Raw genomic sequence first — 13101 nt, forward strand, 5'->3', positions numbered from 1 at the left:
CCAGCATAGCTTGGCCGGGACCCGGGACGAAGCCCGCCGGGAAGGTATCCGTCCGTTGTCACATAATGCAACCCTTAAATCGGATAATGTATATTATGGAAAATATAGATTATTGGTTTTCGGCAGAAAACGGCTCCAGGACGCTCAAACCACGCCGCATTGGTTCGGCTATAGGTTCGCTCACTCTCGCCATTTTGCGTGCTGCCGCATGCCCTCTGCTTGGGCATGTCCGGCCATACCGCAGCATCTGGAGCGATGTATACGCCGAATTCCGCCCATGGCGCACTCTTTGCAATTTCAGGGCTGTCGCGCGCGGCATTCATCGCCGCGACCCATTTCCTGGAGAACCCCATGAGCCTCCCCAAGACCCTCCCGCAGACCTCCTGGCGGCGTTCGGTCATCCGGACCGTCGCCACGGCGACCCTCGGTCTGACCCTGCTGGCCGGCACGGCCCTCAGCTCCGGCACCACCGCCCAGGCCCAGAGCGTGATCCGGTACGGCATCTCGATGGCCGATATCCCGCTCACCGCCGGCCAGCCCAACAATGGCGCCGGCGGCTACCAGTTCACCGGCCACACCATTTATGACCCCCTGGTGGCGGTCGAGCTGAACATCTCCGACCGTCTGGGCAAGCTGACGCCCGGCCTGGCCGAAAGCTGGAAGGTCGACCCGACCGACCCGAAGAAATGGCTGTTCACCCTGCGCAAGGGCGTCAAATTCCATGACGGCTCGGAATTCACCGCCGATGCCGTGGTCTGGAACCTGGAAAAGGTGCTGAACGACAAGTCGCCCTGGTACGACATCAAGCAGGCATCCCAGGTCCGCCCGCGCATTCCGTCGGTCGCCAGCTGGCGCAAGGTCGACGACTACACCGTCGAGATCACCACCAAGACCCCGGATGCGCTGTTCCTGTGGCAGCTGTCATGGTTCCTGATCTCCAGCCCGGCCCAGTATGACAAGGTCGGCAAGGACTGGGACAAGTTCGCCGCCACACCCTCGGGCACCGGACCGTTCAAGCTGAGCCGGCTGGTGCCGCGCGAACTGGCTGAACTGAGCAAAAACCCCGACTACTGGAACAAGACGCGCATCGCCAAGGCCGACAAGATTGTGCTGGTGCCGATCCCGGAAGCCTCGGCGCGCACGGCCGCGCTGCTGTCGGGCCAGGTCGACATCATCGAGACGCCGGCGCCCGATGCGGTGCCGCAGCTGAAAAAAGCCAACATGAAGATCGTGCAGAATGTCACGCCGCATGTCTGGCCCTATCACTTCAGCCTGCTGCCGGGATCGCCCTGGGCCGATATCCGCGTGCGCAAGGCCGCTAATCTGGCGATCAACCGCGACGAGGTTGTCGCGCTGCTGAACGGCCTGGCCATGCCCGCCAAGGGCCAGGTCGATCCGACCAGCCCGTGGTTCGGCAAGCCGACCTTCGACATCAAGTACGATCAGGCGGCGGCCAAGAAGCTGATGGCCGAAGCCGGCTATTCGAAAGAAAAGCCGCTGAAGGCCACAGTGGTGATCGCAACGGGCGGCACTGGCCAGATGCTGTCGCTGCCGATGAACGAATATGTGCAGCAGGCGCTGGGCGAGATCGGCATCCAGCTTGAATTCAAGGTGGTCGAACTGGAAACGCTGTACACCCACTGGCGCAGCGGCGTGAAGTCGGACATCAACCAGGGCATCACGGCGATCAACCTGGCGTATGTGACCTCAGACCCCTTCTACGCCTTCGTGCGTTTCCTGCACAGCAAGTATACCTCGCCGAATGGCGTGAACTGGGGCTATTACGACAACCCCAAGGTTGATGCGCTGATCGAGGAAGCGCGCGCCACCTACGACATCTCGAAGCAGGATGCCATCATGGCGAAGCTGCACGAGATTTATGTCGACGAGGCGCATTACCTCTGGGTCGTGCATGACACCAATCCGCATGCCATGAACCCGAAGGTGAAGAGCTTCGTGCAGGCCCAGCACTGGTTCCAGGACCTGACGACCGTGGGTCTCGATTAAGACGCCTTAGGCGGCAACCACCATGTGGTTGTCCCACTGAAGCCTGCTGCGGGCGGCCAGATCCTCGATCGGGCCGCCCGTTTGCAGTTTATACAGCCGGCCAAGTCCATTCGAGGCCAGGAATCCGGCCGAGACTTGCGGCGCGATACCGCAGACATCACGCGCCTCGCCCACCTGCACCATGGCTTCGCGCTCCATATCCCAAACCAGCACGCGGTTGCCGCGCGGGCTGCTGACTGCCAGATAGCGCCTGCTGCTGTCCATCGTGGCCGATCCGCAATACTGCTGCAGGGCGGTCCGCTGCTCCTCCGGCATCGGCAGAAAGCGCAAAGCCTTGGCGCCAGCCGGCGCATCATGCAGGGCAACCAGCGGCACGTCGTCGTCTTCAGGCCCTTCATACTGCATGGCGATGGCCACGCGGCCGCGGCGGTCGATGGCGATATGGCGGATGCTGAGCTGGTGCAATTCCGTCTCAGGCCGGATCAGCGCCGCAAGGCTGCCATCGCGGCTGTCGATATAGGCCAGCGACGGATCCATTTCGGCGATGTTCAGCTTCAGCCGCGGCATGTCGGACCGCATCAGGATGCCGCCATTGGCGACCACCAGGGTGCGGCCATCGGGCATCAATTTCACCTCATGGGGATCGAGGCCATGGGTGCGGTATTCACCGACGCGGGCCCAGTTCTCGCGTGGCGCATAAATGCCGAGCACGCCCTCGCCTGTCGATGCAATCACCTCGGTGGCGAACAGCAGCCGGCCATCGCCGGTGAAGGCGCCATGGCCACAGAAACTGCGATCATCGGCGGCTGGGATCATGCGTCCGGTCTCGCCGCTCAGCGGATCGAAGGCGAAAGCGAAGTCGCCCGGCCGGCGCGAGAAGGCGACGGCAATGCGGCCATCGGGGCTGCGGGCGAAGCTGTGACCGCGCTGCGGCAACGGCCGGCGATACCGGATGTTGCCCTCGGCATCGAAAGCGGCAAAACCGAAACCGCCCTTCTCGCCATAGGCATTCAGATACAGGCGTTCCGGTGTGGCGGCACGCAAGGAGACGGGCAGCAGGGCTACCGCACCGAAAAGCGATAAGGCCGTGCGCCGGGTGATGCTCATCTCAGTCGCCATCCAGCGCATTGAAGCCGACCGGGATATCGAGGGCCGGCGGCAGCTTGTCGCCCAGCAGTTTTTTCAGCGCCAGTGTTTCGGCGGCCAGCCTCTCGGCCTGCGGTCGTGCCGCCTTGTCCTGCACGGCGGTTTCCAGCGGCAGTTTCAGGGCAGCGGCCGCCGCCAGCGACCGGGAGAAGGCCTCACGGATTGCGGCATCGAGCGCCTTGTCAGCCACGGCGGGCGCGAAGCCGGTCTGGTAGAGGTCGCGGGCCGCCTCCAGATCGCGCTGGATGTTGCGCAGCGAGCGCTCGCTGCGCCAGGATTCCGCCAGCCGCGGCCGCGCATCGTTCAGCGATCCGCCGAGCGGCCGGGCCAGCTTGTGGTCCGAGGCCAGTTCGACGGCCAGATACAGGGCCTTGAACAGTTCGAGCGTGGCTTCCTGTTCTTCGCGATAGGGCGCGTCGGCGGCTTTGGTATCCAGCATCACGGTGGCAAAGGCGTTTGTGCCGCCCTCGCGCCAGGCGTTGCGGGTTTCCTGCGCCATGCGCGACAGGTTGATGGCGATGGCTTCCACATAGCGGCAGCGATAGGCGGCATCCGTGCCGGCTTTCAGCTTGTTGGCATCTTCTCCGAAGAGCAGGCGCTCCAGCGCCGGCAGGCCCTGGGTGGCAACACTGCCCTTGGCCAGCAGGTCGACATCGACGGAACCGGCGGCATGCCTGGAAAGAAGTTCGGCCATCTGCTTGCCGATGGTGTTACGGGGATCGGGCCAGAAGGCGAACCGCTGGCTGCGGAAGAACCAGTCCGCCGGCCCGAAGCGCACATGCTGGATATCCTGCCAGGCATCCATGGTGGTGCCGAAGGCGGCCTGCAGTTCCGCAACCGGCTTGGCTGCCGGTGCGGCGCAATAGGATTTTGCCGCAGTCTCCAGTGCGGCCGTCGCTGTTACCAGGGCGTCATACCGCGGCAGGATATGCTTCTCGACAGAAGCGCGGTTGAGCGCGGCATAGGTCGCGGGCTCGACGGCATGGCCGGGAGACGCCATGAGACCGAACAGCAGGGCGAAGATCGGGGCGGCAATGAAACGCATGATGTGACTCCGGACTAAAGCGAATTGATGAAGGCAAGCAGATCGGCGCGTTCGCTGCCACTCATGCGCTGGACCCGGGCGCGCGCCGCTTCGGCTTCGCCGCCATGCCACAGGATCGCCTCAAGGGCACCGCGGGCGCGACCGTCATGCAGCATGAAGTCATGCCCGCTGACGGTTTTGGTCAGGCCCAGTCCCCAGAGCGGCGGTGTGCGCCAGTGCCGGCCGCTGGCCCTGCCCTCCGGCCGTTCGTCGGCCAGCCCCTCGCCCATATCGTGCAGCAGCAGGTCGGTATAGGGATGGATGGTCTGTTCTGAGAGTTCCGGGCGGGCCGGATCGCTGCCGGTGGTGAAGCTCGGTGTATGGCAACCGCTGCAGCCGGCCGCAGCGAACAGCGTCCTGCCGCGCAGCACGGCGGGATCTGCGGCATTACGGCGCGGCGGCACCGCGAGATGGCTAGCATAGAAGCCGACCAGATCGAACATCTTGCGCGGCACTTCCACCTGTTCGCGCGCGTCCTCACCGACCGGCATGGCCCGGCAATCCTTCTGCGCAGTCGTACAATCCCCATGGGAGCTGCGCACCAGATGCGTCGAAAGGCCGAGATCGGTGGCGAAAGCCTCCGCCACCTGGTCGGCCACCGTCGGCATCCCGGCCTTCCAGCCGAAGCGCCCCAGCATGACACGGCCTTCAGACGGGCTGAACACCTGATTGGGAATGCCGGCGATGCCGTCGCCGTTGCTGTCTTCCGGATCGGCCTGTTTCAGGATTGCGGCTTCCGGGATCAGCTCCAGCAGACCCAGCCCGATCATGGGCGGCGCCACCCGGGGCGACATCATCGCCTGCGGATGCAGCGGACCGTAATTGAGATCGGCGATGCCATAGTGCGGCTTGCGCAGGATCACGGTCTCGCCGCCGGCCAGTGTAATGGTCTGTGCGCTGTAGCGCACCGTCATGCGGCCTTCGGCCAGCAGGCCCTGCACCGAGAAGGGCTGCAACTGGTAGCCATAGACCGGTTCCGGTGTGGCGTTGCGCAGCAGGTCGTGCAATGCGCGATGATTGGCTTCCGTTTGCGGCGGGATGCTCAGCCGCAGCACCATCGACTGGGCCGCTGCGCCCGACACCAGCGGTTGGCCGCGTCCGTCACGGATATGACAGGACTGGCAGCTGCGCGCGTTATAGAGCGGTCCGAGCCCGTCGGAGGATTTCGTCGAGCTGGGCGACGGTACCCACAGCTTGCGGAAGATACCGTCGCCGATCTTGAAATCGAGCTGCCGCTCGAAACTCAGATTACCGGAGGGCTGCGAAAACGCCGTCGCGTCCAGCCGCCGGCCGGTGGCCGCACCGCCTGGCGGCTCATCCACCGCCAGCGCGGGCGCTCCTGTTGCCAGCAGCGCCAGTGCGACGGAAAAACTATTTCTTGCCGACCTTGTCAGGCGCATCGAGGCTGTCCGATCCTTCGAACGTCACCTTCAGCTTCAGCGCCGCAACCACGCGCTCCAGCGTCTTGGTCTGGTCGGTCAGGCGATCGATGGCGGCCTGCACCACGGCATTGCCATCGGCATTGCCCTCACCGATCATCTGGTCATAGGCCTCCTTGGTTTCGGCGCGCTGCTTGATCGCGGTCATCGCGTCGAAGGTCGCCTTGAGCTTGGCGCGCATCTCTGTATCGAGATCCGCCGACGCGGTCCGCACCAGCTGGGTCAGCGCCGGACCTTTGACCACGCTGCCATTCACGCGGGTATACTCGCCGCCATAAACGGCCAGCATGCCGACCACGTTGTAGTAATGCGAGTTATGGGTGTTGTCCGAGAAGCAGTCATGCTCCTCTTCCGGATCATGCAGCAGCAGGCCGAGCTTCATCCGCTCGCCGGCCAGTTCGCCATAGGACAGGCTGCCGATGCCGGTCAGCATGGCGCTGATGCCATTGTCCATGCCCTTCGCGGTGAGCACCTTGCGTGCGGCGCCCTCGGCGCCCCACTGCTTCACGATGAAGGCAAGGTCGTCGACCAGCATCTGGGTCGCGACTGTCAGATACTGGCCGCGGCGGTCGCAGTTGCCGTTGGTGCAGCCCTGTTTGGCATAGTCGGTCCAGGGCCGGTTGCCGGCGCCCGGTCCGGTGCCATTCAGATCCTGCCCCCAGAGCAGGAATTCGATGGCGTGATAGCCGGTCGCCACATTGGCTTCGACACCGCCCACTTCATGCAGTTTGCGCAGCAGCTTCCAGTCGATGACACGCGCATCCAGCGTCTTGCCACCGAACTTGAGCGTCTTGTTGGCGATCACATTGGCGGTATAGAGCGGGTTCTCATCCGACTCCGCGCCATACTTGCCGGCATCGACATAATCGATGAGGCCTTCGTCCAGCGGCCAGGCATTCACCTTGCCTTCCCACTCATCGACAACCGGGTTGCCGAAGCGGAAGACTTCCGACTGCTGGTAGGGCACACGGGCGGCAATCCATGCCGTACGGGCGGCCTTCAGGGTCGCTTCGGAGGGTTTCGCCACCAGGGCCGCGACAGCCTTGTGCAGGTTGCGCGCCGTGCTGAGCGAGTCTTCATACATCGCCTGCGCAATATCGCCGTAGGTCTTGATGGCCGCGGCCTTGGCCTTGTCCTGTGCGCCGGCCTGCTGGCCAACCAGCAGGCTCAGCATCACGGCGATAGTCGCGATCAGTCGCTTCATCGGTCTTCCCCGGAATTTATATGTCTTTGTCTTACTTCAAGAAGAACTGTACCGGCACCACGATATCCAGGCTCGACTTGTTGAGGCTGGCCGGGATCGGCGGCAATGGCGAAGCCTTGACGATCAGTCGCTCGACAGCCTCGTCCAGCATCTCGTGACCCGAACTGCGTTCGATCTTGTGCCGAACGACCCGGCCCTGGTCATCGATGGTGAAGCGCAGATGCGTCACGCCTTCCATGCGGCGCAGCTGGGCGCGACGCGGATATTCCTTGTTGCGCTCCAGATAAGCCAGCAGGGTGGCATAGTAATTGGCCTCGGCATCCGGGTTGGTTGCGACGCGCGGCGCGGAAACGGCCGGTGCCGGTGGCGCGACCGGTGCGGCAGCCACCTGCTGCGGGGCCGGTTCGGCTGCCGCTGCCGGCGGCGTCTCGACCGCAGGCTTGGGCGGCTCCGGTTTCGGTGGCTGCGGCTTGGGCTTCTGCACCACCACCGGCTTGGGCTTGGGCGGCGGTACCGGCTCCACGTCGGGCTCGGTGCTGTTGGAGGTGATCAGCTCGGGTTCTTTTTCCGGCGGCGGTGGCGGGGGCACATGCTCCACCACCGGCTGCGGCACGGCCTCGACCGGCGGCGCGCTGGCCAGCAGCAGCACTTCAATGCCCTGGAATTTTTCCTCGGCCTGGATCGGCTTCTGCCACAGCGGCAGGCCGAAGAACAGCAGAGCGATCGCGGCCAGATGCGCGCCGATCGATACCGTCCAGGAGGAAATCTTTGCCCGCATTGCCATCACCGTGCCGGTGCAACGGCCTGGGTTTTCTGCGTGGCGCCTTCGGCAACAAGCGAAATCTTGCCGAAGCCGGCCTGCCCGACCAGGCTCATCAGATCCATGATCTTGCCGTATTCCAGAGTCTTGTCGCCACGCACATAGACCACGGTATCCGGCTCGCTGCCGCGCAACTCCTGCAGGCGGGCAATCAGCCTGTCCTCTTCCACCGGATCCTTGCGGATAAACAGCTTGCCGTCCTTGTCGATGCTGACCACCAGCGGTTCCTTCGGCGGCGTCACCTTGGTGGCTGTCGTCTTGGGCAGCTGCAGCGGCACGCCGACCATCATCAGCGGCGCCGCCACCATGAAGATGATCAGCAGCACCAGCATGACATCGACGAACGGCGTCACGTTGATGTCGGACATCGGCTTGTAGCCGTCGAAACCGTCATTGCTGTAATCGCTGCCGCCGGTGCCGATGGGAGAGATTGCCATGATGCGTGATCCTTACTGACCGGCCTCTGCATGCGGGCGCGCCGCATGAGGCTGGACAGACGTACGCGAGAACTGGCGGGCTGCCTCGTTGATGGCATTGTTGAAGCGCGCGGCCAGACGGCCGAGATCGGTGCTGAACTTGTTGTAGAGCACGACGGCGGGAATGGCGGCAACCAGACCCAGCGCGGTGGCGAACAGCGCTTCGGCGATGCCGGGCGCGACGACCGCCAGGCTGGTATCGTTGGAGCCGGCGATCGCCGTGAAGCTGTTCATGATGCCCCAGACGGTGCCGAACAGACCGATGAAGGGCGCCGCCGAGCCGACCGTGGCGAGGAATGGCAAACCGGGTTCCAGCTGGCGCAGCTGCTGCGCCATGGCTTGACGCATCACCATCTCGAGGCGAACGCGGAATTCATAGCGGCTTTCACCGGGGTCGATGCCGTCGCGCTTCTCGCGCGCCGCAGCGGCGAGGATCGCGCCCTGGATGCCCTCGCCCGGCTTGGCCAGCATCACATCGGCTTTCACAGCGGCTTCGAAGGCGCGGGCGGCGCGGCGGGCGCGGCCGAAGCTGACCACTTTCTCGGCCACGATGGCCCAGCACGCCACCGAGCTGATCACCAGGATTCCCATCACGCCCTGAACAATCGGATCGGCATGCAGGACCAGCGCCATGAAGGAGAGGTCATGGTTCATCGAAAACACTCCATTTTGCCGCATCGTTGGCGGCGCACGTCTGAGAGGCGGTCTCAACTAATAATGAGAACCGCTCGCAAAATAAAGCGCTTAGACGCCGATTGTTATATTATAGCGTCAAATTGACGCAGAAATCAGTCCCAGCCGAACCGCCGGCGCACATCGCGCGCGATATGGTCCATGTCGTCCAGGCGGCCGTTTTCCCACTGCATCAGGCGACCGTCGAACCACTGGATCAGGCCCTGGCTCAGCAGGCTCTCGAAAAAGGCGTCGAACCGCTTCGACTGTCCGGGCAGACGGGCCACCAGGACGGGCTTACCGGTGGAGCAGGCTTCCGAGATCATCGACACGGAATCGCAGGTCACCACGATGACATCGGCCAGCGCCAGGAAGCCGAAATACGGGTTCGGCCCCTTCCCGTCCCATAAGGCCGCCGGCAGGCTGGCCAGGCCGCCGCGCAGGATATTGGTCTCGGCCTCTCCGGTGCGCCGCGAGATGCTGGTCAGCAGGCCGCAGCCCGAACGCTCGACCATATTGCGCAGCTGGGCGACAAAACCCTGCATCCATTCTTCGTCGAGCGTGTAGTAGCGGTTGTTGCCGCCGATCAGCACCGCGACGCGCGGCCTGGGCAGATGATCGTATTCCTGGCGGATCGCCTCGGCGCCGCTGTCGAGCTTGAACCGCGTCACCCGGTGCAGCGCACCCTTGGAGGTCATCACATTCAGGCCGCGTATCCGATCATGCTCCGGTACGATCAGCAGGTCCCAGTATGCGGGAGAAGATTTTGGATCCTGGATATGGATCAGCACCGTGCGGCCGCCGCTGGCCTGCTTGACCGCCAGCGCCCAGAGCGCCGACTTGCGGCCGCAGGTGATCAGCACATCGGGCCAGGGCTGGCCGCCAAAGGCCGCCATGCTTTCCGGCGTCATCGCCTTGAGGCTGGCAAACGCCGGCAGCATCGGCGACCAGGTGTAAGGCCAGCGATACTCGACCTCGAAACTCTGCGGCAGGGCGAAGCCGCCGCCATTGAACAGGGCTTCCGCCAGACCGAGCGCCTGGCTCATCATGCCGACAGCGCCCTTCTGCGACACCGCCCAGATCGACTTCAGCATTCGATCACCATGCCGTCATAGGCCGGTTCGACGCCGGCCGGCAGTTCCGCCTTCAGCCTGTTGTAATCGAGCTCGAAATTCAGGTTGGTCAGGATCGCACGCTCGGGTTTGAGACGGTCGATCCAGCCCAGCGTCTGTTCCAGATGGCTGTGGGTCGGATGCGGCTTGTAGCGCAGCGCATCGACAATCCAGACCTTCACGCCGGCAAGCGTCTCGAACGCTGCGTCATCAAGGCCGACGACATCGTTCGAATAGGCCAGATCGCCAAACCGGAAGCCCAGCGAATGAATCTTGCCATGATCCTGGCGGAACGGCTGCACGGTGATCGCGCCGACGGTGAACGGCCCGTCGATCAGGCGCGGCTCGATGATGGGCGGATAGCCGTCGCTCATGGCCTCGAAGCAGTAGCCGAATTTCTTGCGCAGGCGCTGATGGGTGAAATCATCGGCATAGCCGATCACGCGCTCACCCGATGTATAGGCCAGAATGCGCAGATCGTCGGCGCCATGAGTCTGGTCGGCATGATCGTGGGTCCAGGCCACGGCCGTCACCGAGGTGAGACCGTTGGCCAGAAACTGGTTGCGCAAATCCGGGCTGGTATCGATCAGCAGGCGGGTGCCGCCCTGCTCCACCACGATGGATCCGCGGCTGCGGCGGTTCTTCGGCTCGGCCGGATCGCAGTCGCCCCAGGCGCCATCGATGCGCGGAACGCCGGTGGAAGTGCCGCAACCAAGAATAATGGCGCGCATCGAGTCCTCAGGCAGCCCGGCGGTCGCCGACCGCATCGCGCGGCACCTTGTCGAACAGGCGCAGGAAATTCGCCGTCGTCGTATCGGTGATCTCGGCCACGCCGACGCCCTTCAGCTTGGCGAGGAAGGCGGCCGTATGGGCTACGAACGACGGCTCGTTACGCTTGCCGCGCATCGGCACCGGCGCCAGATAGGGCGCATCGGTTTCCACCAGCAGGTTCTGCATCGGCAGCGCCAGCGCGGACTCCTGCACGGCCTTGGCCTTGTTGAAGGTCAGGATGCCGGAGAAGGACACCATCATGTCATGCTTCACGGCCTGCTCGGCCAGCGGCTGACCGGACGAGAAGCAGTGCAGCAGGCCCTTGAATTTGCCCTTGGCCATTTCGGCATCCAGGATTGCGGCGGTGTCGTCATCCGCATCTCGGGTATGGATCACCACCGGCAGTCCGGTCTCGCGCGCAGCCTGGATATGAGCCAGGAAGCAGGTCTTCTGGGCTTCGCGATCGCTGTGTTCGTAGAAATAGTCCAGCCCGGTCTCGCCGATGCCGACGACCTTCGGATGCTGGGTCAGCGCGATCAGTTTCGCCGCGGCGACATCCACATGGTCGTCGGCCTCATGCGGGTGAATCCCGACTGTGCAGTAGACATCGGGATAGGCTTCCGCCACCGCCAGCACGCGGTCGAACTGGTCCAGCCGCGTCGAGATGGTCAGCATCAGGCCGACGCCGGCCTGGCGCGCCCGCGCGATGATGGCATCGCGCTCCTCGGCGAAATCCGGGAAGTCCAGATGGCAGTGACTGTCGATCAGCAACGCCATCTCAGGCGCCTTCTTTCGCGGCTTCCACATGACGGGGAAACACGCCCTGCGGCACCGGCAGCGGCGTGCCGGCGCGCAGGCGGCCGGGTTCGCCCAGATGCGCGAAGCTGCGCGCGGCTTCCGAGACGCCGAGCTGGTCCAGCATTTTCGCCGCCGACTGCGGCATGAAGGGCTGCGACAGGATGGCGAGCTGGCGGATCGCCTCCAGCAGGGTCCACAGCACCGTCTGCATGCGCGCGGGATCAGTCTTGCGCAGCGTCCAGGGCGCTTCGACATCGATATACTTGTTGGCGGCATCGACCAGGTCGAACCATTGCTGGATGGCAATATGGATCGCCTGCTCGTCCAGCGACGCGCGCAACTGCCCGATCAGGCTGTCGGCCTGGGCCAGCAGGGCCTCGTCGGCGTCGTTCAGCGGACCCGGCGTCGGCACCGAGGCATTGGTGTTCTTGGCGCAGAATGACAGCGTGCGCTGCGCCAGGTTGCCGAAACCGTTGGCGAGTTCGGAATTGATGCGGTTCATGATCGCGGCGCGGCGGAAATCGCCATCATTGCCGAACGGCACTTCGCGCATCAGGAAATAGCGGGTCTGGTCGAGGCCGTATTCCTCGATCAGCTGCAACGGATCGATGACGTTGCCCAGCGACTTGGAGATCTTCTGGCCTTCGTTGGTCCACCAACCATGGGCGAAGACGCGCTTCTGCACCGGAATATCGGCGGCCATCAGGAAGGCCGGCCAGTAGACGGCGTGGAACCGCAGAATGTCCTTGCCGACCATATGCAGGTCGGCCGGCCAGTAGCGGTTGTATTTCTCGCTCTCGGTATTCGGATAGCCGGCGGCTGTGATGTAATTGGTCAGGGCGTCGAGCCAGACATACATCACATGGGCTTCGTCGCCCGGCACCGGAATGCCCCATTTGAAAGTGGTGCGCGAGACCGAGAGATCCTTCAGGCCGCCTTTCACGAAGCTCATCACCTCGTTGCGGCGGCTGCTCGGCAGGATGAAGCCGGGATTGTCTTCATAGAATTTCAGCAGCCGGTCGGTCCAGGCCGACAGCTTGAAGAAATACGACGGCTCCTTCACCCACTCCACCGGCGCGCCCGACGGCGCCAGTTTCTGGCCGTTCGGACCGTCGACGAGTTCGTCTTCCTGGTAGAAGGCCTCGTCACGCACGGCATACCAGCCGGCGTAATCCCCCAGATAGATATTCCCGGAGGCAACAAGCTTTTGCCACAACGCCTGCACAGCGGTCACATGCCGCGGCTCGGTGGTGCGGATGAAGTCGTCGTTGGAGAAATTCATCGCCTTCGCGAGATCGCGGAAGGTCTGGCTCACGGTATCGCAGAAGGATTTCGGATCGGTGCCGGCAACTTCGGCCGACTTCTCCACCTTCTGGCCATGCTCATCCGTGCCGGTCAGGAACATCACGTCAAAGCCATCGAGCCGCTTGAAGCGCGCCAGCACATCGCAGGCCAGCGAGGTGTAGGCATGCCCGATATGCGGCTTGTCGTTGACGTAATAGATCGGCGTGGTGATGTAATAGCTTTTGCGGGTCATGGGCTTGAAAGTAGGGTCTGGCCCCGGCAGATGCC

At 63.8% G+C, this 13101-nt stretch carries 12 protein-coding genes; 1 reads left to right on the plus strand and 11 read right to left on the minus strand.

Features of this window, described 5'->3' with window-relative positions; genetic code table 11:
* Positions 1-351 precede the first annotated feature (351 nt).
* Positions 352-2007, plus strand: coding sequence for an ABC transporter substrate-binding protein (locus tag AC1ROB_RS21665; protein WP_492972990.1), 1656 nt, complete (start codon positions 352-354; stop codon positions 2005-2007).
* A 6-nt stretch (positions 2008-2013) separates the two neighbouring features.
* On the opposite strand, the gene AC1ROB_RS21670 is transcribed toward AC1ROB_RS21665, so the two are convergent.
* The 11 genes from AC1ROB_RS21670 to metG all read right to left on the minus strand — a co-directional run bounded on the left by AC1ROB_RS21670 (position 2014) and on the right by metG (position 13066).
* The gene (locus tag AC1ROB_RS21670; RefSeq protein WP_492972988.1) at positions 2014-3114 is read right to left on the minus strand and encodes a DUF1513 domain-containing protein; all 1101 of its coding nucleotides are present in this window, start codon (positions 3112-3114) and stop codon (positions 2014-2016) included.
* 1 nt (position 3115) lies between these two features.
* On the minus strand, positions 3116-4198 hold the full coding sequence (locus AC1ROB_RS21675) for an imelysin family protein (RefSeq protein WP_492972987.1): 1083 nt from the start codon (positions 4196-4198) through the stop codon (positions 3116-3118).
* Positions 4199-4212: 14 nt separating this feature from the next.
* Positions 4213-5559 carry a di-heme oxidoreductase family protein gene (locus AC1ROB_RS21680; protein WP_493031560.1) on the minus strand — a complete coding sequence of 449 codons (1347 nt, stop codon included), beginning with the start codon at positions 5557-5559 and terminating at the stop codon, positions 4213-4215.
* Between the two features lie 49 nt (positions 5560-5608).
* Positions 5609-6880 (minus strand): imelysin family protein, encoded by a 1272-nt coding sequence (locus AC1ROB_RS21685; protein ID WP_492972985.1) that lies wholly within the window; start codon positions 6878-6880, stop codon positions 5609-5611.
* Positions 6881-6911: 31 nt separating this feature from the next.
* Entirely contained in the window at positions 6912-7658 is a 747-nt protein-coding gene (locus tag AC1ROB_RS21690; RefSeq protein WP_492972984.1) for an energy transducer TonB family protein, read from the minus strand.
* Positions 7659-7663: 5 nt separating this feature from the next.
* On the minus strand, positions 7664-8137 hold the full coding sequence (gene tolR, locus AC1ROB_RS21695) for a protein TolR (RefSeq protein WP_492972983.1): 474 nt from the start codon (positions 8135-8137) through the stop codon (positions 7664-7666).
* A 12-nt stretch (positions 8138-8149) separates the two neighbouring features.
* Positions 8150-8830 (minus strand): MotA/TolQ/ExbB proton channel family protein, encoded by a 681-nt coding sequence (locus AC1ROB_RS21700; RefSeq protein WP_492972982.1) that lies wholly within the window; start codon positions 8828-8830, stop codon positions 8150-8152.
* 134 nt (positions 8831-8964) lie between these two features.
* Entirely contained in the window at positions 8965-9942 is a 978-nt protein-coding gene (locus AC1ROB_RS21705) for a mitochondrial fission ELM1 family protein (RefSeq protein WP_492972981.1), read from the minus strand.
* Positions 9936-10691 (minus strand): MBL fold metallo-hydrolase, encoded by a 756-nt coding sequence (locus tag AC1ROB_RS21710; RefSeq protein ID WP_492972980.1) that lies wholly within the window; start codon positions 10689-10691, stop codon positions 9936-9938. The genes AC1ROB_RS21705 and AC1ROB_RS21710 overlap by 7 nt, the downstream gene beginning before the upstream one ends.
* Positions 10692-10698: 7 nt before the next feature.
* Entirely contained in the window at positions 10699-11502 is an 804-nt protein-coding gene (locus AC1ROB_RS21715) for a TatD family hydrolase (protein WP_492973284.1), read from the minus strand.
* Between the two features lie 7 nt (positions 11503-11509).
* On the minus strand, positions 11510-13066 hold the full coding sequence (gene metG, locus AC1ROB_RS21720; protein ID WP_492972979.1) for a methionine--tRNA ligase: 1557 nt from the start codon (positions 13064-13066) through the stop codon (positions 11510-11512).
* Between the last annotated feature and the right edge of the window lie 35 nt (positions 13067-13101).

The sequence above is a fragment of the Ferrovibrio sp. GW821-FHT12F09 genome, from assembly GCF_058806775.1.